The organism is Streptomyces thermospinosisporus, from assembly GCF_039526425.1.
Taxonomy (GTDB): Bacteria; Actinomycetota; Actinomycetes; order Streptomycetales; family Streptomycetaceae; genus Streptomyces; species Streptomyces thermocarboxydovorans.
In genome coordinates this window covers 20,402-41,906 of record NZ_BAAAIZ010000033.1, presented here as the reverse complement: position 1 = coordinate 41,906, position 21,505 = coordinate 20,402, and the positions used below count along the sequence as shown (strand labels likewise).

Sequence of the window (21,505 nt, the reverse complement as noted above, 5' to 3'; positions counted from 1 at the left end):
GGCACGTCCATGGCGAGGACCGGCGGACCGGCCCGCGAAGGAGCCGCGACGGCGCTGGGCCGGCTGGACCTCGCCGTGGACCGCGGCAGCCCGGTGCCGCTCTACCACCAGCTCGCCCAGCAGCTGGAGGCGGCGATCGAACGGGGCAGGCTGGCGCCGGGCGACCTGCTGGGCAACGAGGTCGACCTGTCGGTGCGGCTGGGCCTGTCCCGGCCGACCGTGCGCCAGGCGATCCAGTCGCTGGTCGACAAGGGCCTGCTGGTGCGCCGCCGCGGGGTCGGCACCCAGGTGGTGCACAGCAAGGTCCGGCGCCCGCTGAAGCTGAGCAGCCTCTACGACGACCTGGAGGCGGCGGGGCAGGCGCCCACCACCGAGGTGGTGCGCAACGAACCGGTGCCGGCCTCACCGGAGGTGGCCGCCGCCCTGGGGGTGGCCGAGCACAGCGAGGTGATCCTGCTGGAACGGCTGCGGCGCACCCACGGCCAGCCGGTCGCCCTGCTGTGCAACTACCTCCCGCCGGGCCTGCTGGAGCTGGACGACGCCCGGCTGGCGACGACCGGCCTGTACCGCATGATGCGCGCGGCCGGCCTCACCCTGCACAGCGCCCGCCAGACGGTGGGCGCCCGCTCGGCCACCGCGGCGGAGGCCGCCCGCCTGGACGAGCAGGAGGGCGCCGCCCTGCTCACCATGCAGCGCACCGCCTACGACGACACCGGCCGCCCGGTGGAGTACGGCACCCATCTGTACCGGGCGTCGCGCTACGCCTTCGACTTCCAGCTGCTGGTCCGGGGGTGAGGGCCGTTCACCGGCCGAGGGCGGCGCTGAACGGTGTCTGGGGCCGGTGGAGCCGCTCGCCGTCCACGACGAGATCGACCACTTCGTTGTAGAAGGCGAGCCGGTCCTTGATCACGGCCACGGAGGGCAGCGGGTCGGGGTAGCTCCACAGGACGTTCGGCGGCACCTCGGCCTCGCCCCGGTACGACCAGTAGCAGGCGGTGCCCTTGTAGGGGCACCGGCTGCTGTGGTCGGTGGGCTCGAACAGCTCCAGGCGCACGTCCTGGGGCGGGAGGTAGTAGCGGGGCGGCAGGGACGTCTCGAACAGCACCACGGGTTCGCGCGTGTCGGCGACCACGGTGCCGTCGATCTCCACGACCACATGCCGCCTGCTGGGCAGCGCGTCCACCCGGCTGTGCGGGTCCCGGGGGTGGACGAAGACCTCCTCGTCCTCCTCGTACCAGTGGTCCAGTCCCCGGTCGGGGCGCAGGAACCACTCGAAGGCGATGTGGCCGGCGAGGTCCTCGGCGGGGAACACCCAGGCCGCGTTCGGACGCACCTCACCGTCGGCCACGAGGTCGTAGAACACCCGGGAGCCGGTGTGCAGTCCGGTGCGCGGCTTCTCGGCCGGGCGCAGCAGATCGGTGCGCACGTCCTCGCGCGGGAAGGCGTACTGCGGCACGGGCAGGCCCGGCTCCCAGACGAGCACGGGGCGGCGGCTGTCGACGACGGTGATGTCGCCCTTGCGGCCCCGGACCCAGCGCTCGGAGGGCTCCCACAGCAGGCCCTCGGGGGTGGCGCGCAGGGCTCGGGCGCCGGGGTGGGTGGTCATGGGACGGCTCCCTTCCGGACGGGTCCGGGTACCTCTCCACGGTCCCACTCCCGGGCCGGACGGCACAGCGGGTGCGGGCGTGCGGTGCGTCAGCCGTCACGGCGGGCGAACGGGCCCTCCAGGGCCGCCCACTGGATCAGCATGATGGTCTTCGCGTCGTTGATCTCACCGGTTCTGATCATCTCGAGGGCGCGCCGGAAGGGCAGTTCGAGGATCTCGATGTCCTCGCCCTCCTCGCCGAGTCCCCCGCCCTCGTGGGTGCGGGTCGAGGGCCCGTACTCGGCGGCGTAGAAGCTGACCCGCTCGGTGACCGAGCCGGGGCTCATGTAGACGTCGAAGACGTGCTGGACGGGACCGATGGTGTGCCCGGTCTCCTCCACCACCTCGCGCCGCACCGCGATCTCCGGGTGCTCGTCCTCGTCGTCCAGCACCCCGCCGGGCGTCTCGATCAGCATGCCGTCGGGGTGTCCGTTGACGTACACCGGGAAGCGGAACTGGCGGGTGAGCAGCACCGTCTCGCGTTCGGTGTCGTAGAGGAGCATGGTGGCGCCGTTGCCCCGGTCGTGCGTCTCGCGCTCCTGGGTGCTCCAGGTGCCGTCGGCGTGCTGGAAGTCGAAGACGGTGGTCCGCTCCACGTACCAGTGGCTGGACAGCAGTTTCACGTCCCGGACCTTGACCCGGGGGTTGCCGGTGAGGTCCCGCCCCGTCCGGTCCAGTCCGGTACGGCCCCGGCGGTCGGGGGTGTCGATCCCGGCGGTCATGTCCGCTGCTCCCCTCCTGTGTGCACGCGCGGAGGCGTCCTGTGCACGCGCCAGACGCGCGAGAACGCGCGAAGGCCCCGCAGGCAGAAGCCCGCGGGGCCTTTCACACCGTCGGGACGACAGGATTTGAACCTGCGACCCCTTGACCCCCAGTCAAGTGCGCTACCAAGCTGCGCCACGTCCCGGTGCTCTCCCACGCGGTGACCCGCGTGATCGCGCGAAGGTCACTTTACCGCACGCCCCCGGCCGCGCCGAAGCGGGCCCGGCCGCGCGACAATCGGCCCCATGGGCAGCTCCATGGGCAGCGAGGACGGCACACCGGCACGCCCGGCCCCGGAACGGGCCGCTCCGGCAGGCACGGCACCGGTCGCCCGGGACCGGGACAGTGAGGGGCGGGCGCGCAACGCCCGGCCGCGGGACGGGCTGGGCCGGCCCCTGCCGTACGGGGCGCAGGGGGTGCCCCGGCAGCCCGAGGGAGTGGTGCGGCGGCCGGAGGAGAGCGTGGCCGAGGCGCAGCGCCTGCTGGACGAGGGCAAGCCGTTCCACGCGCACGAGGTGTTCGAGGACGCCTGGAAGTCGGGGCCGGATGAGGAGCGCGAGCTGTGGCGGGGACTCGCCCAGCTGTCGGTGGGCCTCACGCATGCCGCCCGCGGGAACGCCACGGGCGGGGCCCGGCTGCTGCGGCGGGGCGCCGGTGCGGTCGAGGAGTGGGCGCGGGGCGCGGGCGGGCGTCCGTACGGCATGGATCTGCCGGGGGTGGTCGCCTGGGCGCGTGCGCTGGCGGCGGAGGTGGAGCGCGGGGAGGCCGGCGGCCCGGTGGACGCGGCGGCACGAGCGCCCCGGCTCACCGGCGGGTCGTAGCCCCGGCCGACCGGCGGGTCGTAGCCCCGGCTGACGGGCGGGTGGTAGCCCCGGCCGACCGGCGGGTCATGGGGGTGCGGCAGACTCGGGGCGTGCGAACCATTCATGTCATCGGCATCGGCGCGGGCGACCCCGATCAGCTGACCCTCCAGGCGGTCAAGGCGCTGCGGGACACCGACGTGTTCTTCATCCTCGACAAGGGCGAGGTGAAGTCCGACCTCACCCGGCTGCGCCGGGACATGCTGGAGGCGCACGCACCGGAGGGGACGTACCGCATCGTCGAGGCGCGGGACCCGGAGCGGGACCGCTCGGCCGGCGGCGCGGCCTACTCCCCCGCGGTGGGCGACTGGCGCAGCGCCCGCGCGGACATCTACGAGCAGCTGATCGCCGGGGAGCTGGGCGAGGACGAGACCGGCGCCTTCCTGGTCTGGGGGGACCCGTCGCTGTACGACAGCACGCTGGGGATCCTCCAGGAGGTGCTGGAGCGGGGGAAGGTCGCCTTCGAGTACGACGTGGTGCCGGGCATCAGCAGCGTCTCGGCGCTGGTGGCCCGGCACCGTACGGGCCTGAACCGGGTCGCGCGCCCGGTGCAGATCACCACGGGCCGCCGGCTGGCCGAGGGCTTCCCGGAGGGCGTGGACGACGTGGTGGTCATGCTCGACGCCCACCAGGCGTTCCGGCGGTACGCCGATCAGGACATCGACATCTACTGGGGCGCCTACATCGGCACCCCGGACGAGATCCTGGTCTCCGGTCCGCTGGCCGAGACCGCCGAGCGGATCGAGCGGCTGCGGGCCGAGGCCCGTGAGCGCAAGGGCTGGATCATGGACACGTATCTGCTGCGCCGCCGGACGGCGGAGGAGTAGCGGGCCCGGCCGGCCTGGGAGCCTCAGCCCTCCGTCAGGACCGACCGCAGGTGGTCCAGGGCGGTGGCGACGTCCGGGACCGCCGTCACCCCCTGCGGCAGGGGCGGGCGGCGGACCAGCACCACCGGCAGCCCGAGTTCGCGGGCGGCGGTGAGTTTGGCGGAGGTGGCCTCGCCGCCGCTGTCCTTGGTGACCAGCACGTCGATGCGGTGCTCGCGCAGCAGGGCGGTCTCGTCGGCGAGGGTGAACGGGCCGCGGGCGGTCAGGGTGTGCGTGTGCGGCGGCACGGGGGGCTCCGGGGGCTCCACCGACCGTACGAGGAAGTGCAGTTCGGTCAGGTGGGCGAAGGCGGCGAGGCCGAGCCGTCCGGTGGTGAGGAACACCCGCCGCCCGAGCCGGGGCAGCAGGTCCGCGGCGTCGTCCAGTGAGGGGACGGGGTGCCAGCGGTCGCCGGGGCCGGGACGCCAGCCCGGCCGGCGCAGCACCACCAGGGGCACCCCGGTCAGTGCGGCGGCCCGCGCCGCGTGGCCGGTGATGGCCGCGGCGAAGGGATGCGTGGCGTCGAGCACCGCGCGCACCTCCTGCTCGCTCAGCCATGCGGCCAGCCCCGGTACGCCGCCGAATCCGCCCACCCGCACCTCACCGGGGAGGGCGCGCGGCCGGGTCACGCGTCCGGCGAGCGAGGTGGTGACCCTGATTCCGGGGCGGGAGGCCAGCGCGGCCGCGAGTGCGCGGGCCTCACCGGTGCCGCCGAGGACCAGGACATGGGCAGACATGAGGGTGAGCGTAGAGGGCAAGCGGCGGTTGGCGTCGGGCCGGGTGCGGGCCGGTGCGGCCTACGATGGCGCCGGCGACTGGAGGAGTCATGGCCGTGGACCTGAGCAGGCGGGCCTACCGCGTCCAGCGATGGGCCGCCCGCGCGGCGCTGGCCTCGGCCACGGCCGCCGTGCTGATCCCCCTGGTGTACGGCGGGTGGCGCGGTCTGCTGCTGCTGATCTGCGGGGTCGCCGCGCTGGGGGTGAGCGCGGCCGCGGTGTGGTGGACACTGACCCTGCGCGGGCCGCTCAGGTGGCTGGCGGCGCTGGTCGCCGTCTGTGTGCCGGCGGCCGTGGTCGCGCTGTTCGCCGCCGCCCTGTTCTGGGCGCTGCTGGTGTCGCTGGCGCTGTGGGGAGTCGCGGTGTGGAGCGGCCGCTTCGCGCTCCGCGGCACGGAGGGCACCGGGCGCTCGGCTCGGGAGCGGCGCGCACCGCCGCCCAGGCGCCCGGTGCTGATCATGAATCCGCGGTCGGGCGGCGGCAAGGTGGGCCGCTTCGGGCTGCGGGAGAAGGCCGAGCGGCTGGGTGCCCGGGTGGTGCTCCTGGACCCGGAGAAGGACGACGTCACCGAGCTGGCGCGGGCCGCCGTCGCGGACGGCGCGGATCTGCTGGGCGCTGCCGGCGGTGACGGCACCCAGGCGCTGGTCGCGGCCGTCGCCGCCGAGCACGATGTGCCGTTCCTGGTGATCAGCGCCGGCACCCGCAACCATTTCGCCCTGGACCTGGGCCTGGACCGCGGCGACCCGGCCTCCTGCCTGGACGCGCTCCACGACGGGGTGGAGCTGCGGGTCGACCTGGGCTTCGCGGCGGACCGGCCGTTCGTCAACAACGCCTCCTTCGGCGCGTACGCGGCCCTGGTGCAGAGCCCCGCCTACCGCGACGACAAGATCGGCACCAGCCTGGAGATGCTGCCCGATCTGCTCACCGGCCAGCAGGGGCCCCGGCTGACGGCCCGCGCCGGCGACACGGTGATCCACGCTCCGCAGGCCGTGCTGGTCAGCAACAACCCGTACCGCACCGACGACCCCTTCGGCCTCGGCCGGCGCGACCGGCTCGACACGGGGGTGCTCGGGGTCCTCGGGGTGAAGCTGGAGGGCGCGGTCGACTTCGCCGCGCTGCTGTTCGGGCCCGAGCCGAGCGGGCTCACCAAGACCACCGCGCGGGAGGTGGTCGTCGAGGGCGACCGCGAGGAGATCGAGGTCGGTCTGGACGGGGAGGCCCTGGTCCTGCCGGCGCCGGTGGTGTGCCGGATCGCGCCGGGCGCGCTGCGGGTCCGGGTCCCGCGCAAGCGGCCCGGCGCCACCCGCCCCACGGGGCTGAACTGGCGCCGGCTGCGCAAGCTGGCGGCGACGGTGGGCCGCACGGCCGCGCCGCACCGGCGTCACCGGGAGCCCGGGCCGACTGGGCCGAGCGGGCCGAGCGGACCGAGCGGATCGAGCGGGCCGAGCGGACCGAGCGGACCGAGCGGACCGAGCGGACCGAGCGGACCGAGCGGGCCGAGCGGATCGAGCGGATGGAACGGACCGTCCGGCGGCATCGGACCCGCGGGTTCCTCCGATCGGGCCGGCTGACGGGCGGCGGCTCAGCGCAGCAGCAGCTGCAGTCCGCCCACCACCGTCGCCGCGATCACCAGCTGCTCGAACAGCCGCTGATCGATCCGGTCCACGGCCCATGTGCCGATCAGCGCGCCGGGCACCACGAACAGCACCAGCACCGCGTCCAGCAGCAGCGACCCGGCGTCGATCAGCCCCAGTCCCGCGCTGAACGGCACCTTGGACGTGTTGACGATCAGGAAGAAGAAGGCCGAGGTGCCCAGGAAGCCCAGCTTCCGGAAGCCCGCGGAGAGCAGATACATCGACATCACCGGGCCGCCCGCGTTGGCGACCATGGTGGTGAAGCCGCCGAGGACGCCGTAGGAGCGGGCCTTGATCCGGCCCGCCCGGGTGGTGACCGCCTCCGGTTCCTCCTCGCGCTCGGCGCGGCGCCGCCGCCACACCGTCACCCCCGCCATCAGCAGCAGGATCGCCCCGATCGACATGCGGACCGCCTGGTCGTCGGCCCAGGTGAGGAAGACGGTGCCGACCACGACACCGGCCGCGACGGCCGGGAACAGCCGCCACAGCGTGGGCCAGTGGGCGTGCCGGCGGTAGGTGAGCACGGCGAGCACATCACCGGCGATCAGGATGGGCAGCAGCACACCGGTGGAGGCCCGGGCGGGCAGCACCGCGGCGAAGACGGCGAGGCTGACGGTGTTGGCCCCGCTGACGGCCGTCTTGGAGAAGCCGACCAGGCAGGCGGCGAAGGCCAGTGCGGCGAACTCCCACCCGGTGAGCTGCGTGATCGTGTCCATGCGAGGCTGATGTTATGTCCTGACAAGCAGCCCCCGGAAGAACCGTCTCAGGGACCGGGCCGGCGCCCGCCCCTGACGTCGGGCGCCCCGGCGTCAGGGGCCGTCGACATCAGGCGCCCCCGGTGTCACGGGCCGTCGGCATCAGGCGCCTCCGGCGTCAGGGGCCGTCGGCATCAGGCGCCTCCGGCGTCAGGGGCCGTCGGCATCAGGCGCCTCCGGCGTCAGGGGCCGTCGGCATCGGGCGCCCCGGGTACGAGGCGCCCGCCCGCGGGCTTCCGGCGTCAGTGGCGCTCGACCAGCACCGCGCTGCCCTGCCCGACACCGACGCACATCGTCGCCAGCCCCCGCTCCGCCCCGGTGCGCCGCATCCGGTGCAGCAGGGTCGTCAGGATGCGCGCGCCGGAGCAGCCGAGGGGGTGGCCGAGGGCGATGGCGCCGCCGGTCGGGTTGACCAGCTCGGGGTCGATGCCGAGCTGGTCCACGCAGGCGAGCGCCTGTGCGGCGAAGGCCTCGTTGAACTCGGCCTCCTGGATGTCGCCGATGGTCCAGCCGGCACGGGCCAGCACCTTGCGGGTGGCGGGGACGGGCCCGATGCCCATGACGTCCGGGTGGACGCCCGCCGAGGCACCGGCGACATAGCGGCCGAGGGACTCCAGGCCCAGGTCGTTCAGCGCCTCCTCGCTGACCAGGAGCAGTCCGGCCGCCCCGTCGTTCATCGGGGAGGCGTTGCCCGCCGTGACGGAGCCGCCCTGGCGGAACACCGGCTTCAGCCGGGCCAGCTTCTCCAGCGAGGTGTCCTCGCGGATGCACTCGTCGGCGTCCACGACCACCCCGTCGGGGCGCTCGACGGGCAGCAGCTCGTCGTCGAAGACGCCGTTCTTGCGGGCCTCGGCCGCCCGCTGGTGGCTGCGCAGCGCGAACTCGTCCTGCCGCTCACGGGAGATGCCGTAGCGCTCGGCAACCTCCTCGGCGGTCTCACCCATGGACAGCAGCCCGTGCAGTTCCTTCATCGCCGGGTTGACCAGCCGCCAGCCGAGCCGGGTGTCGAAGGTCTCCATGCGCGGCGGCAGGGCCTCGTCCGGGCGGGGCAGGACGAAGGGGGCGCGGCTCATCGACTCGGAGCCGCCCGCGATCACGATGTCGGCCTCGCCCGCGGCGATGGTGCGGGCGGCGGTGGTGACGGCCTCGAGACCGGAGGCGCACAGCCGGTTGACGGTGGCGCCGGGCACGGACTCGGGGAGCCCGGCGAGCAGCGCCGCCATGCGGGCCACGTTGCGGTTGTCCTCGCCCGCCTGGTTGGCGGCGCCCCAGTAGACGTCGTCCACACGGGCCGGGTCCAGCGCGGGCACCTCGGCGATCAGACCTCGGATGACGGCGGCGGCCAGGTCGTCCGGACGGACCGGGGAGAGGGCTCCGCGCAGCTTGCCGATGGGGGTGCGGCGGGCGGCCGCGAAGTGGACGGGACGCACGAGGAGGACTCCTGACGGAAACAGAGGGCTGTGCCGTGTCCGGTGTCTTCTTAATTAGCACCGCTAGTTTCGAACTATAGACCGCGGGGCGGCCGGCTGGGAAGATCCTCAGGACGTGACGGCCTCACACCGGACGATCTGGAGGATCCATGCCCCAGGCCCGTGCCTACCACCTCACCGGCACCCGCGGCACGCTGGCGGTCCGCGAGTGGTCCGGCGACCGTCCCCGGTACCTGGCGCTGGTGGTGCACGGGTACGGCGAGCACATCGGCCGGTACGTCCCGCTCGCCGAGCTCCTCGTCCGGCACGGCGCCCTGGTCGCCGGGCCCGATCACATGGGGCACGGCGAGTCGGCGGGCGAGCGGGTGCTGATCGAGGACTTCGAGGAGGTGGTCACCGATGTGCACGCCGTCGCCCGGCGGCTGCACGAGGACCGCCCCGGTCTGCCGCTGGTGGTGATCGGCCACTCCATGGGCGGGCTGATCGCGGCCCGGTACGCCCAGCGGTACGGCGAGTCGCTCGCCGCCCTGGTGCTCTCGGCGCCGGTGATCGGCGACTGGGAGCTGCCGCGCCGGCTGCTCGCCCTGGACGAGATCCCCGACACGCCGATCAGCCCGGCGGCGCTCTCCCGCGACCCGGCGGTCGGCGCGGCGTACGCGGCCGACCCGCTGGTCTGGCACGGCCCGATGAAGCGTCCGACGGTCGAGGCGTTCGCCCGCACGCTGGACACCGTGACCGAGGAGGGCGACGTCGGCCCGCTCCCGTTGCTGTGGCTGCACGGCGACGACGACCGGCTGGTGCCGCTGCCCGGCAGCCGCATCGGCGTGGAGCAGCTGAGCGGCGGAAAGCTGACCGAGCGGGTGTTCCCCGGCGCCCGGCACGAGGTCTTCAACGAGACCTGCAAGGCGGAGGCTTACGAGACGCTGACGCGCTTCCTGGACGGCGTTCTCGCAGGCTGAGCCGCTGCCACGCGCCGGCCGTCCGGTTTGTGACCGCCGGTCCGGGGCACCCGCACAGCCCGGATGGACGAGTCGAGGACCACTGACTGATGACTGTTGTGCGCAGCACCCTGCCCGAGGAAGCCCGACGGGTCTCCTGCGAGGCTCTCCAGGACACCCTGGTGGATCTTCTCGGTCTGTCGCTGATCGGCAAGCAGGCCCACTGGAACGTCGTGGGCCCGCGGTTCCGCTCGGTCCACTTCCAGCTGGACGAGGTCGTCACCGCCGCGCGCACCCACGCCGACACGGTGGCGGAGCGGGCCGCCGCGCTGGGCGTGCCGCCGGACGGCCGCCCGGAGACCATCGCCAAGGTGTTCGCCCTGCCCGCGCCCGACGAGGGCTTGCTGCGCGACACCGAGGCCGTGCGGGTGATGACGGACGCCCTCGGCACGGCCGTAGCCCGCCTGCGCGAGCGCATCGACGCCACCGAGAAGGCCGACCTGGTCACCCAGGACCTGCTGATCTCCATCACCGCCGACCTGGAGAAGCAGCGGTGGATGTTCGAGGCGGACAACGGCCCGGACGGCACCTGACCGCGGCGCACAGGCACCGACGCAGGCACCGCACGCACGGAAGGAGCCCTCGATGGCCGACGCCCTCGAACTCGACGCGCTGTGGGAGGAGTTCCACCGCGTGGTGAACATGACGTCGTCGGAGCTCGCGGCCTGGCTGCACGTGTCCGAGGCCGGCGAGCACACCGAAGCGCTGCCGGAGGGCGAGGCCACCGGGCTGCGGGTCCTGGCCGTCCTGCAGAAGCGGCGCACCGACCTCACCGAGGACGACCTCGAGGTGATGTGGGAGGTCGTGGACGCCGTGGACGCGCAGCGCGGCCCCGGGCACGGGCCGGCCGCCGAGGACACGGCCCGCCGGCACCGCCTGATGTCGCTCGGCCACGACCCGCTGCGGGCGTGAGCACGAACGGCCGGGACGAGCGCGTCGTGCGGGCGCTCGTCCCGGCGCCACCCAATTCGGCCACCCGGCAGTCCTGTTGACCAGGCCCCGCTCCTCCCCCTCCGTTCCCGGGACAATGTGATCATCGCGCGGCACAATGGCCGCAGGGCCGGTCGCGGCCGTACGGGTGAGGGAGAGGAAGAGACGTGAGTGGGAGCCACACCCCGCCGAGCGGGTCGGCCAGGCTGAACACCGGTGTGGCGCACAACGCGCGCGTGTGGAACTACTGGATCGGCGGCAAGGACAACTACGAGGTCGACCAGAAGGTCGGCGACCACGTCGCCTCCATCAACCCGATCATCCGGGACATCGCCCGGGCGGACCGGGAGTTCCTGGGCCGGGCCGTGACCTACCTGGCCGCGGAGCGCGGAGTGCGGCAGTTCCTCGACATCGGCACCGGACTGCCGGCCGCGGACAACACCCATGAGATCGCCCAGCGGATCGCGCCCGACGCCCGGATCGTCTACGTCGACAACGACCCGATCGTGCTGGCGCACGCCCGCACCCTGCTCACCGGCACCCGCGACGGCGCCACCGACTACATCGACGCCGATGTGCACGACCCCGACGCGATCCTGAGGCGCGCCGCGAACACCCTCGACCTCGACCGTCCGGTCGCGGTGATGATGCTGGGCATCCTCAACTTCGTCCTCGACACCGCCGAGGCCCGTGACATCGTGCGCCGGGTCATGGCCGCGGTGCCCTCCGGCAGCTTCCTGGTGCTCACCCACCCGACCTTCGACCCCGAGGTCGGCGGTGAACTCCAGGTCCCCGCGATGGAGTTCTGGAACAAGAACGCCACTCCCCCGATCACCGCCCGCAGCGGCACCGAGATCGCCGCCTTCTTCGAGGGCCTGGAACTGGTGGAGCCGGGCCTGGTGTCCTGCTCCCGGTGGCGTGCCGCCTCCGGCTCGGCCGTCGTGGTACCGCAGTACGGGGCGGTGGGCGTGAAACCCTGACCCCACTCCGGCCGGGTCCGCGCCCCGCACGGGCCCGGGCACCGGCCGGCCGCCGGGTGTACGACCGGCTTCACCGCAGTCCCGCACCGTCGAAAGTATGATCAAGCAATGTCTGACATGACCGAGACCACGCCCGGCTGGCTGACCTCCGACGAGCTGGAGTCGGCCCGCGCCCGCATGCCGATCCTGTACGTCGAGGCCGTTCCGGTGCGGGTGGACGACAGCGGCGAAGTCACCAGCGTCGGGCTGCTGCTGCGCATCGGCCCCGACGGAACGGTCAGCCGGACGCTCGTCTCCGGCCGCGTCCTGCACCACGAGCGGGTGCGCGACGCCCTGCTGCGGCATCTGGAGAAGGACCTGGGCCCGGTGGCGCTGCCCCGCGTGCCGGCCTCGCTCCAGCCGTTCACGGTCGCGGAGTACTTCCCCACGCTGGGCGTCACCCCGTTCCACGACCCGCGCCAGCACGCGGTGTCGCTGGCCTACATCGTGCCGGTGACGGGCGACTGCCGGCCCCGGCAGGACGCGCTGGACCTGGTGTGGTTCAGCCCGCAGGAGGCCGTGTCGGAGGCGGTGCAGAGCGAGATGCCGGGCGGGCACGGGGTGCTGCTGAAGCAGGCACTGGCGCACGCGGGCTGCGCGATCTGACCACGGCCCGCGCCCGGCTCAGGTTCCGGTCTTCTCCGGGTGCGTGAGGTTGGTGCCGGTGGCCGGGTCGAAGACATGCGCCTTGCTCATGTCCACCCGCAGCTCGATCGGCGCGCCCTCGCGGGCCCGGGTGCTGGCGTTCAGCCGCGCCACGACCTGCTGTGCGCCCCCGGCGCCGGTGTCGCGGGCACCCGATTCGGTGGCCAGTTCGTCCAGCTCGGCGGTGCTCACCGGTCCGCCCTCGGCGCTGAAGTAGACGTACGCGTCCGAGCCCAGCGACTCCAGCACGTCCACGGTGGCGGTGACGGTGGGGCCGCCCGTGTCCGGGGCGAGGGCGATGTCCTCGAAGGCCTCGGGACGCAGCCCCAGGATCACCTCGCGGGGCGCCTTCTGCCGCTCCAGCGCCTGCCGCGCGGCGTCCGGCAGCGGCAACTCGCCGAGCGGTGTGCGCAGCCGGCCCGCCTCCAGGGTGGCGTGCACGAAGTTCATCGCCGGGGAGCCGATGAAGCCGGCCACGAACAGGTTGCGCGGGTGGTCGTAGAGCTCGGCGGGGGTGCCGACCTGCTGGACCACGCCCTGCCGCATCACGACGACGCGGTCGCCGAGGGTCATCGCCTCGGTCTGGTCGTGGGTGACGTACACGGTGGTGGTGCCCAGGCGCCGCTGCAGCCGGGAGATCTGGGTGCGCATCTGCACCCTGAGCTTGGCGTCCAGGTTGGACAGCGGCTCGTCCATCAGGAACGCCTTGGGGTCGCGCACGATGGCCCGGCCCATGGCGACCCGCTGGCGCTGGCCGCCGGAGAGGTTCGAGGGCTTGCGGTCCAGGAAGTCGGTGAGGTCGAGGATCCGCGCGGCCTCCTCCACCTTGGCGTCGATGGTCGCCTTGTCGACCTTGGCCAGGCGCAGCGGGAAGCCCATGTTCTCCCGCACGCTCATGTGCGGGTAGAGGGCGTAGCTCTGGAACACCATGGCGACGTCGCGTTCCTTGGGCGGGAGGTCGTTGACGACCCGGCCGTCGATGCGCAGCGTGCCCTCGGTGATGTCCTCAAGGCCGGCGATCATGTTGAGCGTGGTGGACTTGCCGCAGCCGGACGGGCCGACCAGGATCACGAACTCGCCGTCGGCGATGTCCAGGTCCACTCCCTGCACGGCGAGGGACCCGTCGGGGTAACGCTTGCTGACTCCCTCGAGGACGATCTCGGCCATGGGGGGCGCCTCCTTGCCTTCGGACTCATCCCTTGACCGCGCCGGACGTGAGGCCGGCGACGATCCGCCGCTGGAAGAGCAGGACGAACACGATGATCGGGATGGTGATCACCACGGCGGCGGCGGCGATCGACCCGGTGGGTTGCTGGAACTGGGAGCTGCCGGTGAAGAACGCGATCGCGGCCGGCACCGTCCGGGCGGACTCGGTGGAGGTCAGCGAGATCGCGAAGAGGAAGTCGTTCCAGCAGAAGATGAACACGAGGATGGCGGTGGTGAACACGCCGGGTGCCGCGAGCGGCACGATGACCAGGCGGAACGCCTGCGCGGCCGTCGCCCCGTCGACCTTGGCCGCCTTCTCCAGGTCCCAGGGGATCTCCCGGAAGAACGCCGACAGGGTGTAGATCGCCAGCGGCAGCGAGAAGGTCATGTACGGGATGATCAGGCCGGGCCAGGTGTCGAAGATGCCGATGATGCGCTCGATGTTGAACAGCGGCGACACCAGGGAGATCGGCGGGAACATGGCGATGAGCAGCGACATGCCGATCAGCAGCTTCTTGCCGGGGAACCTCAGCCGGGCGACCGCGTAGGCGGCCATGGTGCCGAGGATGACCGCGATCACGGTGGCGATCAGGGCGATGCCGATGGAGTTGATCAGGGCGCGGGTGAACTCGGACGTGTCGAAGATGCCCTTGTAGTTCTCCAGGGTCCAGTCGGTGGGGACGTAGCTGCCGTCGGTGAGGGTGCTGGGGTCCTTGAACGACAGCGCGGCGATCCACCACACCGGGAACAGGGCGTACAGCACCACGACGACATTGACGATCGCCCATCGCGTGGCGTGGGTCTTGCCGACGGCGGCCATCAGCGCTTCACCTCCGCGCCGGGTGCGGCGGCGCCGAACAGCTTGACGAAGGTGAAGGCGATGATCCCGACACAGATGAAGATCAGGACCGAGATCGCCGACCCGATGCCGAGGTTCAGCGCGGTGAACAGGTTGTCGTAGCCGAGGATGGACACGGAGCCGGTGTCCTGGGCGCCCGCGGTGAGGATGTAGATGTTGTCGAAGATCCGGAAGGCGTCCAGGGTGCGGAAGAGCAGCGCCACGAGGATGGCCGGTTTCATCAGGGGCAGCATGACCCGGACGAACCGCTGCCAGGCGGTGGCGCCGTCGACCATCGCGGCCTTCAGCGTCTCCTCGGGGACGAGGGCGAGGCCGGCGAGCAGCAGCAGCGCCATGAACGGGGTCGTCTTCCACACCTCGGCGAGGATGATCAGCCACAGGGCGGGCCACTGCTCGGTCAGCGGGGCGTCGCCCTCGGGCAGCAGTTCGGCGAGGTAGCCGAGGTCGGGTGTCCAGGCGTACTGCCAGGAGAACGCGGCGACGACGGTGACGATGCCGTACGGGATGAGGATGGCGGTGCGGACGGTGCCCCGCCAGAAGAGGGTGCGGTGCATCACCAGCGCGAGGCCCATGCCGAGGACCAGCTCGATGGCGACGGACACGCCGGTGATGAACAGCGTGACCCAGAAGGCGTCCCACCAGAACGGCGAGGACAGCACCGCCCCGTAGTTGTCCAGGCCCACGAACTCGGCCCGGCCGGGGAAGCGCAGGTCGTAGCGCTGGAGGGACAGGTAGACGGCGTATCCGATGGGGTAGGCGGTCACGGCGAGCATGACGATCACGGCCGGCGCGCACAGCAGCCAGCCCAGGCGGCGCTCCTGCCGGGCACCCTCCGAGAGCGCCTTGCCGCGCGGTGGGCGGTCGGTCACGGGATCACACCCTCGGATCGCAGGGCCTTGTCGATCTGGTCCCGGATGGTCTCCACGGAGCTCTCCGGTTCGATCTCGGAGGGCGGGGAGAGCGTGTGCGAGACGGCGATCGACACGTTCTGGTAGGCGGGGGTCCGGGGCCGCACGCTCGCCGTCTGCAGCGAGGCCAGCACCTCCCGGTGGAAGGGGTACTCCTTCTGGAACGCCGGCTCGTCGTACAGGGCGCGCAGGGTGGGCGGCAGGCCGCCCTCGAGCGCCGCGGTGAGCTGGTTCTCCCGGTTGCGCAGGCACAGCGCGGCCTCGAAGGCGAGGTCGGGGTGGCGGGAGTAGGAGCTGACGGCGAGGTCGATGCCGCCGATGGTGGTCCGGGTGGGCCGTCCGGCGTCGACGCGCGGGTAGGGCGCCCAGGCGAAGTTCTTGAACAGCTGCGGGTTGTTCGACTTCATCGAGGGATAGACGAACGGGTAGTTGAGCTGGAACGCGGCCACTCCCGCCTCCATGGCGAGGCGGTTGGCGTCCTCCATCTGGTTGGGCAGCGAGGGGTCGGCGGCCGGGGAGTTCGCCAGCTCCCGGATGATCGAGGCGGCGCGGACGGCCGGGGGGCCGAGCGAGGGCTCGGTGGCGCTGGCGTTGAGGATGGAGCCACCCGCGCTGCTGATGAGCGTGTTGAACCAGACGGTGAGGCCCTCGTACTGGGCTCCCTGGATCTCCACGAAGTGCGGCTTGCGCTGCCGGGCCAGCTCGCGGGACATCTCCAGCATCTCCGCCCAGGTCTTCGGCGGGGTGGGCACCAGGTCCTTGCGGTACCACAGCAGCTGGGTGTTGGTGTTGTACGGGACGGCGTACAGCTTGCCCTTCCAGGTGGCCGTCTGGATCGGCACCCGCAGGGTGCCCTCCGTGGCCTGCCGCTTCCTCTCGCCGGTCCACTCGCGGACCCAGCCGGCCTCGGCGAACTCGGCGGCCCAGGTGACGTCGAGGCCGAGGACGTCCATGGAGTCGTCCTCGGCGGCGAGGCGGCGGACCAACTGCTGGCGCTGGCCGTCGGCGGCGCGGGGCAGCTTGTTGTAGACGATGCGGTAGCGGCCGCCGGAGGCCTTGCTGCACCGGTCGGCGGCCTTCTGCAGGGCGCCGGAGTCGTCGGGGAAGTTGTACCAGTTGATGGTGGTCCGGCCGCCGGAGTCCCCGTCGTCGTCGCCGCAGGCCGCGAGCGTCGCGGCCAGCAGCGTCAGCGCGACGACCGCCCGCATCCGCCGCGCCCTCCTGGGGCGTCCGCACCTCGCGTGCACGCGCTCCACACCTCGCTTCCGGGACGGCGGCGCGGGTGTCGGACCCCGCGGTGCTGCTTACTCGGCGAACGCTAAACAGGACACAGCACAACATCAAGTGCAAGACCGGAGGATTCGCCCGAATGCACCTCGGGGCAGGCGTGTGGTCAGCCCGCGGAGCCCCGGGGCACCACCAGGCCGGTCTCGTAGGCCACGACGACGGCCTGGGCGCGGCTGCCCAGGTCGAGCTTGGTCATGGTGCGGTTCAGGTGGGTCTTGACCGTCGCCTCGCTGATGAAGAGCTGCTCGGCGATCTCGGTGTTGGACAGTCCGCGCGCGGTCAGCCGCAGCACCTCGCGCTCCCGTGCGGTGAGCGCCTCCAGGGACGCCGGGGAGTCCGGCACCGGCTCCGCGCGCTGGACGTAGGCCTCGATGAGCCGGCGGGTCACGCTCGGGGCGAAGAGCATGTCGCCGCGTGCCACCGCGCTGACCGCCTCCAGCAGCCGTTCCGGTCCGGTGTCCTTCAGGAGGAAGCCGGACGCCCCCGCGCGCAGCGCGGCGTAGACGTACTCGTCGAGGTCGAAGGTGGTGAGCACCAGCACGCGCGGCAGGCCGGCCCCCTCCTCCGGGGTCCCGGATCCGGCGGCGGCCTCGGCGAGGATGCGCTCGGTGGCGGCGATGCCGTCCATGCCCGGCATGCGGATGTCCATCAGGACGACGTCGGGCCGGGTGCGGGCGGCCAGGGACACCGCCTGAGCGCCGTCGGTGGCCTCCCCGACGACCTCCACACCGGGTGCGGCGCGCAGCAGCGCGACCAGCCCCGCGCGGATCAGGTCCTGGTCGTCGACCACGAGCACCCTGATCATCCGCGTATCGAATTCCTCATCTCCCGGCGGCCGGCGCCGCGGTGGGGAGGGTGAGGCACACCCTGAATCCGCCGCCGGGGCGCGGACCGATGTCCACGGTGCCGCCGTAGAGCCTTGCGCGTTCGCTCATGCCGATCAAGCCGTGCCCGGAGGACGGCGGGACATTGGCCTGAAGTGGTCGTTCCCCCCGGCGCCCGTCGTCGGTGACCGTGACGGTCAGCTCCCGGGGCCCGTAGGCGACGACGACCGTGGCCCGGGCGGGGCGGGCGTGTTTGATCACATTGGTCAGGGCCTCCTGCACCACGCGGTAGGCGCACAGTTCGACTCCGGGCGCCAGTGGCCGGGGAGTGCCCTCGGTGCGCAGCTCCACCGGGACCCCCGCGGCCCTGACCCGCTCGGCCATCTCACCGAGCCGGGACAGTCCCGGCATCGGCGCGTACGGGGCGGCCCCGGCCTCCGTCTCCGCCAGGGCGCCGGACGGTTCGTCCGCGGTGTCGTCGGGGCCGCTGCGCAGCAGGGTCAGTATGCGGCGCAGTTCGCCGAGCCCCTCCTTGCTGGTCTCGGTGATCGTGCGCAGGGCCGCGCGGGCGGTCTCCGGCTCCGAGCCGAAGACATAACTCGCGAGCCCCGACTGCACATTGATCACCGACATGTGGTGGGCGACCATGTCGTGCAGCTCGCGGGCGATCCGCCGCTGCTCCTCGGCGACGGCGCGGCGCATCCGGTGCTGCTGCTCGCGCCGCAGCTGCTCGGCGAGTTCGGCGAGCCGGTCGGCGCGGCGGGCGGATATCTGCGCGGCGATGCCGACGCGGCAGCCGACGGCCGGGAAGACGATCGCCTGGGCGAAGACCGCGGGCGTGGCCTGCCCGATGCGCCAGCCGGCGTACACCCAGATGGCACCCACCAGCACGGTGCAGACGAGGGCCGGGCGCAAGGGCCGCAGCGAGGCGACCGTGTACAGCGCGAGGAACGGGCCCATGGAGTTGACCACGGGCCAGTAGCCGAGGGTGATGAACAGCACCCACGCCGAGCCGCTCACCAGGAAGACGGTGAGCGGGGCGCGCCGGCGGAGGGCGAGCGGGGCGTTGACCAGACAGGAGACGGCGATGCCGAGGCCGTCCTGGGGCCGCCATCCCGTCCCCTCGGGATCGCGGCCCACCAGGACCGCCACCGTCGTGAAGGCCAGGGCGATCAGGGCGTCCAGCCACGGTTCCCGACGATCGATCAGGCGTTTGATCCAGCGCACGGGCGCAGCGTACGGCCATGACCGGGCCCCGGCCGCCGCTTCGCGACGACCGGGGCCCGCTGGGCCGGTGCCTTCGGCCCCGCCTCGGATCACTTCAGCAGTCGCCTCCGCTCATGCCGGGAACCCGCCTCACTTCAGGAAGTGGCCGTAGCACTCGGAGTTCCACGCCCAGCGGTGCGAGCTGATGCCGTTGTTGACTCCGGCGCCGCTGCTGAACTTGTCGTCGCTGAGGTTGCTCGCGTAGTACTCGGAGCGGGCCAGGCAGCTGTAGCCGCCGCCCCAGTCGGTGCCGGTGCCGTTGTAGACGGCCACGGCCATGCCGGAGGTGCCCTTGTTCAGCACGGAGCTGGCCTTGTTGGTGTCGCCGCCCTGGAACGGGCCCGAGCCGTTGCCCCAGTTGGAGTCGTTGCCGGAGGCCTTGCCCAGGAAGCCGACGCAGTTGATGCCGTCATAGGCGTAGAAGTAGCCGGAGGTCGCGCCGTACCAGGCGTCCTTGCAGGTGTGGACGGGCTGTGCGGCCGCGTGGGCGGTGGCCGCCGGGACGGCCAGGCTCAGCGAGGCGATGCCGAGCGCCGTCAGGACGGCGGAGATCTTGCGCATGAGAGTTCCCCCTTCGAGTCGGTCGTGCGATGCGTCGTGTGTGACGCGTGTGGTGTTCGGTGGTGCGTTCCGCGGCGCGGGCGCCGCGGAAGTCCTCGTCCCGGTCAGGGCGTTGCCGCGTCGGCCTCCAGGGCCCGGGCGCGGGAGAGCGCGGTGAGGCTCATCCGCTGGAAGGTGGCGATGTCGTCGCGGTAGGGGCGCAGCTTCTCCTCGCGCAGCCGCTTCTCCAGGCTGCGTGCGGTGCGCGCCAGCGGGGTGCGGTTGGCGCAGGTCGCCTCCGCGACGGCGAGCCTCACTTCGGTGGCCCGCGCCTCCTCGGGGCTCATGCCCCTGGTGATCCGGGGCCGTTGCTCGCGGATCTCGCGCGGGGTGGCGTAGGGGTGACCGGCCTTGCGCATGCAGGCGGACCAGGCCCCGACCGCGCGTTTGAAGCGGGGGTCGGCCAGGATGTCCGGGGCGTAGAGGGCGGTGAGGCTCTGCACCGTCTTCTTCACCCGGAACCAGGTGGGCAGATCGCCGTACAGCTCCGCCATCGCCCGCGCCCGGCAGCCGTCGCGGGGCATCCACACCGTGCCGCCCCGCGGCAGCTCCACCTTCAGCGGATCCTTCTCGAGGGTGCCGTCGAGGGCCTTGTTGTAGCGGGCGAGGTCCCGCCGGTTCAGGCGCTCGGTGTAGGCGGTGTTGCGGTCCTCCAGCCGCGCCCGCCGTGCCCGCTCCTCGAGTTCCCTGCCGTAGCCGTACCGTTTCGCCCATGCGACATCGGTGAGCACATAGCCGTGGCCCTGGCGGTCGGCGAGGCCGGCGACCGGGCCCGGCCAGTACCGGAAGCCGCGCTCGCGCATGCATCGGGCGACCAGGATCTCCTCGCCGCGTTCGACCGTGATCCGCTCGGCGTCCGTCAGCTCACGGGCCTCCCCCGCCCGCGCTGCCGCAGCCGCCGTCCCCTTCCCGGCCTGGGGCCGGTCCGCCGGCCCCCCGCACCCCGCCAGCACGACGGTGCTCATGGTCAGCGCCGCGCAGAGCGGGGCGAGCAGTGTCCTCGCCCTGAATCCCCCGTTCCTCTTCACGGTCGAGAACATGCCCGCCCCCCTTGCGGCCCCCCGTCGGCGAGGTGTTCCCCTCGCTCGCCACAGAAGCTACGCCGCCGGCCGTCCGGGATCGTCAAACCTCCGTTTGATCGTCGGGGTAAACCTTCGCGGTATGCCGGCGGGCCGGCTCAACCGTGGTTGCAGCAGGGGGCTTGCCCGCCCCGGGAGGCGGGGAACGAAGAACCGGTGCGCCCGGGAATGGCGAAGAGGCCGCCCGGAAGATCCGGTACGGCCTCTGAACTGCGACTCTCGCACGTCGGGACGACAGGATTTGAACCTGCGACCCCTTGACCCCCAGTCAAGTGCGCTACCAAGCTGCGCCACGTCCCGTTGCCCGTCTGACCTGGGGATTCCCCCGGCCGAACGCGCACGGAAACCATACCGCACTCGCGGTGGTGATCGCGCACTCCTTTTCCCGCTTGACCTCAAGTTTGGTTGAGGTTGCAGCATCGTCGTCATGACGACGACCGAGGCAACCAGGCGTGTGTACGGGTACGCGGACGTGCCCGGACTGATGAGTCTCATGACCGGCGACGAGAAGCACGGGCCGGCCGCCACCTCCACGCTGGACGTGCTGTGGGTGCTGTACGACCGCGTGCTGCGGGTGAGCCCGCGGACGGCCGACGACCCGCAGCGCGACCGGTTCCTGCTGTCCAAGGGGCACGGGCCGATGGCGTACTACGCGGTGCTGGCCGCCAAGGGCTTCCTGCCGGTGGAGTGGCTGCCGGGCTTCGGCTCCTTCGACTCCCCGCTCGGCCACCATCCCGACCGGACGCTGGTGCCGGGCGCGGAGATCGGGAGCGGCTCTCTGGGCCACGGACTGCCGATCGCGGTGGGCACGGCCCTGGGGCTGCGGGCGCAGGGGCTGAACGAGCCGCGCGTGTGGACGCTGCTCGGGGACGCCGAGCTGGACGAGGGCAGCAACCACGAGGCGATCGCCTTCGCCGGGCCGGCCGGCCTGGACCGGCTGCACGTGGTCGTCATCGACAACTCCTCCGCCAGCCACGCCCGGCCCGGCGGCATCGCGGCCCGCTTCGAGGCGGCCGGCTGGTCGACGCGCACCGTCGACGGACGCGACCACGAGGCGCTGTACGCCGCGTTCACCGCACCGCACCCGGGCCGGCCGCATGCGGTGGTGGCCCGGGTCGAGCCGAAGCCCGCCTGACGCTCCCCCACCACCGCCCGA

The 21,505-nt window shown here is 72.7% G+C and carries 23 protein-coding genes and 2 tRNA genes; 10 read left to right on the top strand and 15 right to left on the bottom strand.

Annotated elements, in window-relative coordinates:
* The first annotated feature begins 9 nt into the window (after positions 1-9).
* Positions 10-795: a GntR family transcriptional regulator gene (locus ABD207_RS12745; RefSeq protein ID WP_344012579.1), complete on the top strand. Its 786-nt coding sequence runs from the start codon at positions 10-12 to the stop codon at positions 793-795.
* A 7-nt stretch (positions 796-802) separates the two neighbouring features.
* On the opposite strand, the gene ABD207_RS12740 is transcribed toward ABD207_RS12745, so the two are convergent.
* From ABD207_RS12740 to ABD207_RS12730, 3 genes are all read right to left on the bottom strand, one after another.
* Complete coding sequence (locus ABD207_RS12740; RefSeq protein WP_344012577.1) at positions 803-1,606, bottom strand: DUF427 domain-containing protein; 804 nt, start codon at positions 1,604-1,606, stop codon at positions 803-805.
* 89 nt (positions 1,607-1,695) lie between these two features.
* Positions 1,696-2,367 carry an NUDIX domain-containing protein gene (locus ABD207_RS12735; protein WP_344012576.1) on the bottom strand — a complete coding sequence of 224 codons (672 nt, stop codon included), beginning with the start codon at positions 2,365-2,367 and terminating at the stop codon, positions 1,696-1,698.
* A 111-nt stretch (positions 2,368-2,478) separates the two neighbouring features.
* Positions 2,479-2,552 (bottom strand) — tRNA-Pro (locus tag ABD207_RS12730).
* A 112-nt stretch (positions 2,553-2,664) separates the two neighbouring features.
* Here ABD207_RS12730 and ABD207_RS12725 point away from each other — a divergent pair.
* Positions 2,665-3,228: a DUF309 domain-containing protein gene (locus tag ABD207_RS12725; RefSeq protein WP_344012752.1), complete on the top strand. Its 564-nt coding sequence runs from the start codon at positions 2,665-2,667 to the stop codon at positions 3,226-3,228.
* Between the two features lie 92 nt (positions 3,229-3,320).
* Positions 3,321-4,094: a precorrin-6A synthase (deacetylating) gene (cobF, locus tag ABD207_RS12720; protein ID WP_344012575.1), complete on the top strand. Its 774-nt coding sequence runs from the start codon at positions 3,321-3,323 to the stop codon at positions 4,092-4,094.
* A 23-nt stretch (positions 4,095-4,117) separates the two neighbouring features.
* Here the strand turns inward: cobF and ABD207_RS12715 are convergent, their stop codons facing one another.
* A complete protein-coding gene (locus tag ABD207_RS12715; RefSeq protein ID WP_344012573.1) occupies positions 4,118-4,870 on the bottom strand; it encodes a cobalt-precorrin-6A reductase in 753 nt (250 codons plus the stop codon).
* An 89-nt stretch (positions 4,871-4,959) separates the two neighbouring features.
* Here ABD207_RS12715 and ABD207_RS12710 point away from each other — a divergent pair, with 89 nt between their 5' ends.
* Positions 4,960-6,480, top strand: a complete 1,521-nt coding sequence (locus tag ABD207_RS12710) for a diacylglycerol/lipid kinase family protein (RefSeq protein WP_344012571.1) — start codon at positions 4,960-4,962, stop codon at positions 6,478-6,480.
* An 11-nt stretch (positions 6,481-6,491) separates the two neighbouring features.
* Here the strand turns inward: ABD207_RS12710 and ABD207_RS12705 are convergent, their stop codons facing one another.
* Positions 6,492-7,259 carry a sulfite exporter TauE/SafE family protein gene (locus ABD207_RS12705; RefSeq protein WP_344012570.1) on the bottom strand — a complete coding sequence of 256 codons (768 nt, stop codon included), beginning with the start codon at positions 7,257-7,259 and terminating at the stop codon, positions 6,492-6,494.
* Between the two features lie 281 nt (positions 7,260-7,540).
* Positions 7,541-8,728 carry a thiolase family protein gene (locus ABD207_RS12700; RefSeq protein WP_344012568.1) on the bottom strand — a complete coding sequence of 396 codons (1,188 nt, stop codon included), beginning with the start codon at positions 8,726-8,728 and terminating at the stop codon, positions 7,541-7,543.
* A 149-nt stretch (positions 8,729-8,877) separates the two neighbouring features.
* Between ABD207_RS12700 and ABD207_RS12695 the strand changes: the two genes are divergently transcribed.
* The 5 genes from ABD207_RS12695 (at position 8,878) to ABD207_RS12675 (ending at position 12,281) form a co-directional block, all read left to right on the top strand.
* Positions 8,878-9,687 (top strand): alpha/beta hydrolase, encoded by an 810-nt coding sequence (locus tag ABD207_RS12695; protein WP_344012567.1) that lies wholly within the window; start codon positions 8,878-8,880, stop codon positions 9,685-9,687.
* An 89-nt stretch (positions 9,688-9,776) separates the two neighbouring features.
* Entirely contained in the window at positions 9,777-10,259 is a 483-nt protein-coding gene (locus ABD207_RS12690) for a Dps family protein (protein WP_344012566.1), read from the top strand.
* A 52-nt stretch (positions 10,260-10,311) separates the two neighbouring features.
* The gene (locus tag ABD207_RS12685; protein WP_344012565.1) at positions 10,312-10,638 is read left to right on the top strand and encodes a DUF3140 domain-containing protein; all 327 of its coding nucleotides are present in this window, start codon (positions 10,312-10,314) and stop codon (positions 10,636-10,638) included.
* Positions 10,639-10,823: 185 nt separating this feature from the next.
* On the top strand, positions 10,824-11,636 hold the full coding sequence (locus tag ABD207_RS12680) for an SAM-dependent methyltransferase (RefSeq protein WP_344012564.1): 813 nt from the start codon (positions 10,824-10,826) through the stop codon (positions 11,634-11,636).
* A 117-nt stretch (positions 11,637-11,753) separates the two neighbouring features.
* Positions 11,754-12,281: an NUDIX hydrolase family protein gene (locus tag ABD207_RS12675; RefSeq protein WP_344005469.1), complete on the top strand. Its 528-nt coding sequence runs from the start codon at positions 11,754-11,756 to the stop codon at positions 12,279-12,281.
* An 18-nt stretch (positions 12,282-12,299) separates the two neighbouring features.
* Here ABD207_RS12675 and ABD207_RS12670 read toward each other — a convergent pair whose 3' ends face one another.
* The 9 genes from ABD207_RS12670 to ABD207_RS12630 form a co-directional block, all read right to left on the bottom strand.
* Positions 12,300-13,487 (bottom strand): ABC transporter ATP-binding protein, encoded by a 1,188-nt coding sequence (locus ABD207_RS12670; protein ID WP_344012563.1) that lies wholly within the window; start codon positions 13,485-13,487, stop codon positions 12,300-12,302.
* Positions 13,488-13,512: 25 nt separating this feature from the next.
* Entirely contained in the window at positions 13,513-14,346 is an 834-nt protein-coding gene (locus ABD207_RS12665; RefSeq protein WP_344012562.1) for a carbohydrate ABC transporter permease, read from the bottom strand.
* Positions 14,346-15,254: a carbohydrate ABC transporter permease gene (locus ABD207_RS12660; RefSeq protein WP_344012560.1), complete on the bottom strand. Its 909-nt coding sequence runs from the start codon at positions 15,252-15,254 to the stop codon at positions 14,346-14,348. Before ABD207_RS12660 ends, ABD207_RS12665 begins: the two co-directional genes overlap by 1 nt.
* On the bottom strand, positions 15,251-16,501 hold the full coding sequence (locus ABD207_RS12655) for an ABC transporter substrate-binding protein (RefSeq protein ID WP_344012558.1): 1,251 nt from the start codon (positions 16,499-16,501) through the stop codon (positions 15,251-15,253). The genes ABD207_RS12660 and ABD207_RS12655 overlap by 4 nt, the downstream gene beginning before the upstream one ends.
* A 185-nt stretch (positions 16,502-16,686) precedes the next feature.
* On the bottom strand, positions 16,687-17,385 hold the full coding sequence (locus ABD207_RS12650) for a response regulator (RefSeq protein WP_344012556.1): 699 nt from the start codon (positions 17,383-17,385) through the stop codon (positions 16,687-16,689).
* A gap of 16 nt (positions 17,386-17,401) precedes the next feature.
* Positions 17,402-18,631: a sensor histidine kinase gene (locus ABD207_RS12645; protein WP_344012554.1), complete on the bottom strand. Its 1,230-nt coding sequence runs from the start codon at positions 18,629-18,631 to the stop codon at positions 17,402-17,404.
* A gap of 129 nt (positions 18,632-18,760) precedes the next feature.
* Positions 18,761-19,231, bottom strand: coding sequence for a hypothetical protein (locus tag ABD207_RS12640; RefSeq protein ID WP_344012552.1), 471 nt, complete (start codon positions 19,229-19,231; stop codon positions 18,761-18,763).
* 104 nt (positions 19,232-19,335) lie between these two features.
* On the bottom strand, positions 19,336-20,310 hold the full coding sequence (locus ABD207_RS12635; protein ID WP_344012551.1) for a hypothetical protein: 975 nt from the start codon (positions 20,308-20,310) through the stop codon (positions 19,336-19,338).
* Positions 20,311-20,575: 265 nt separating this feature from the next.
* Positions 20,576-20,649 (bottom strand) — tRNA-Pro (locus ABD207_RS12630).
* Between the two features lie 127 nt (positions 20,650-20,776).
* On the opposite strand from ABD207_RS12630, the gene ABD207_RS12625 reads away from it, so the two are divergent.
* Positions 20,777-21,484 (top strand): transketolase, encoded by a 708-nt coding sequence (locus ABD207_RS12625; protein WP_344012549.1) that lies wholly within the window; start codon positions 20,777-20,779, stop codon positions 21,482-21,484.
* The last annotated feature ends 21 nt before the right edge of the window (positions 21,485-21,505 follow it).

Coding starts and splice junctions, on each gene's coding strand:
- ABD207_RS12745 (WP_344012579.1), top strand. CDS start 10: ATGGCGAGGACCGGCGGACCGGCCCGCGAAGGAGCCGCGACGGCGCTG.
- ABD207_RS12640 (WP_344012552.1), bottom strand. CDS start 19,231: ATGCGCAAGATCTCCGCCGTCCTGACGGCGCTCGGCATCGCCTCGCTG.
- ABD207_RS12725 (WP_344012752.1), top strand. CDS start 2,665: ATGGGCAGCGAGGACGGCACACCGGCACGCCCGGCCCCGGAACGGGCC.
- ABD207_RS12635 (WP_344012551.1), bottom strand. CDS start 20,310: ATGTTCTCGACCGTGAAGAGGAACGGGGGATTCAGGGCGAGGACACTG.
- ABD207_RS12675 (WP_344005469.1), top strand. CDS start 11,754: ATGACCGAGACCACGCCCGGCTGGCTGACCTCCGACGAGCTGGAGTCG.
- ABD207_RS12650 (WP_344012556.1), bottom strand. CDS start 17,385: ATGATCAGGGTGCTCGTGGTCGACGACCAGGACCTGATCCGCGCGGGG.
- ABD207_RS12710 (WP_344012571.1), top strand. CDS start 4,960: ATGGCCGTGGACCTGAGCAGGCGGGCCTACCGCGTCCAGCGATGGGCC.
- ABD207_RS12625 (WP_344012549.1), top strand. CDS start 20,777: ATGACGACGACCGAGGCAACCAGGCGTGTGTACGGGTACGCGGACGTG.
- ABD207_RS12670 (WP_344012563.1), bottom strand. CDS start 13,487: ATGGCCGAGATCGTCCTCGAGGGAGTCAGCAAGCGTTACCCCGACGGG.
- ABD207_RS12740 (WP_344012577.1), bottom strand. CDS start 1,606: ATGACCACCCACCCCGGCGCCCGAGCCCTGCGCGCCACCCCCGAGGGC.
- ABD207_RS12715 (WP_344012573.1), bottom strand. CDS start 4,870: ATGTCTGCCCATGTCCTGGTCCTCGGCGGCACCGGTGAGGCCCGCGCA.
- ABD207_RS12690 (WP_344012566.1), top strand. CDS start 9,777: ATGACTGTTGTGCGCAGCACCCTGCCCGAGGAAGCCCGACGGGTCTCC.
- ABD207_RS12655 (WP_344012558.1), bottom strand. CDS start 16,501: ATGCGGGCGGTCGTCGCGCTGACGCTGCTGGCCGCGACGCTCGCGGCC.
- ABD207_RS12735 (WP_344012576.1), bottom strand. CDS start 2,367: ATGACCGCCGGGATCGACACCCCCGACCGCCGGGGCCGTACCGGACTG.
- ABD207_RS12695 (WP_344012567.1), top strand. CDS start 8,878: ATGCCCCAGGCCCGTGCCTACCACCTCACCGGCACCCGCGGCACGCTG.
- ABD207_RS12665 (WP_344012562.1), bottom strand. CDS start 14,346: ATGGCCGCCGTCGGCAAGACCCACGCCACGCGATGGGCGATCGTCAAT.
- ABD207_RS12705 (WP_344012570.1), bottom strand. CDS start 7,259: ATGGACACGATCACGCAGCTCACCGGGTGGGAGTTCGCCGCACTGGCC.
- ABD207_RS12685 (WP_344012565.1), top strand. CDS start 10,312: ATGGCCGACGCCCTCGAACTCGACGCGCTGTGGGAGGAGTTCCACCGC.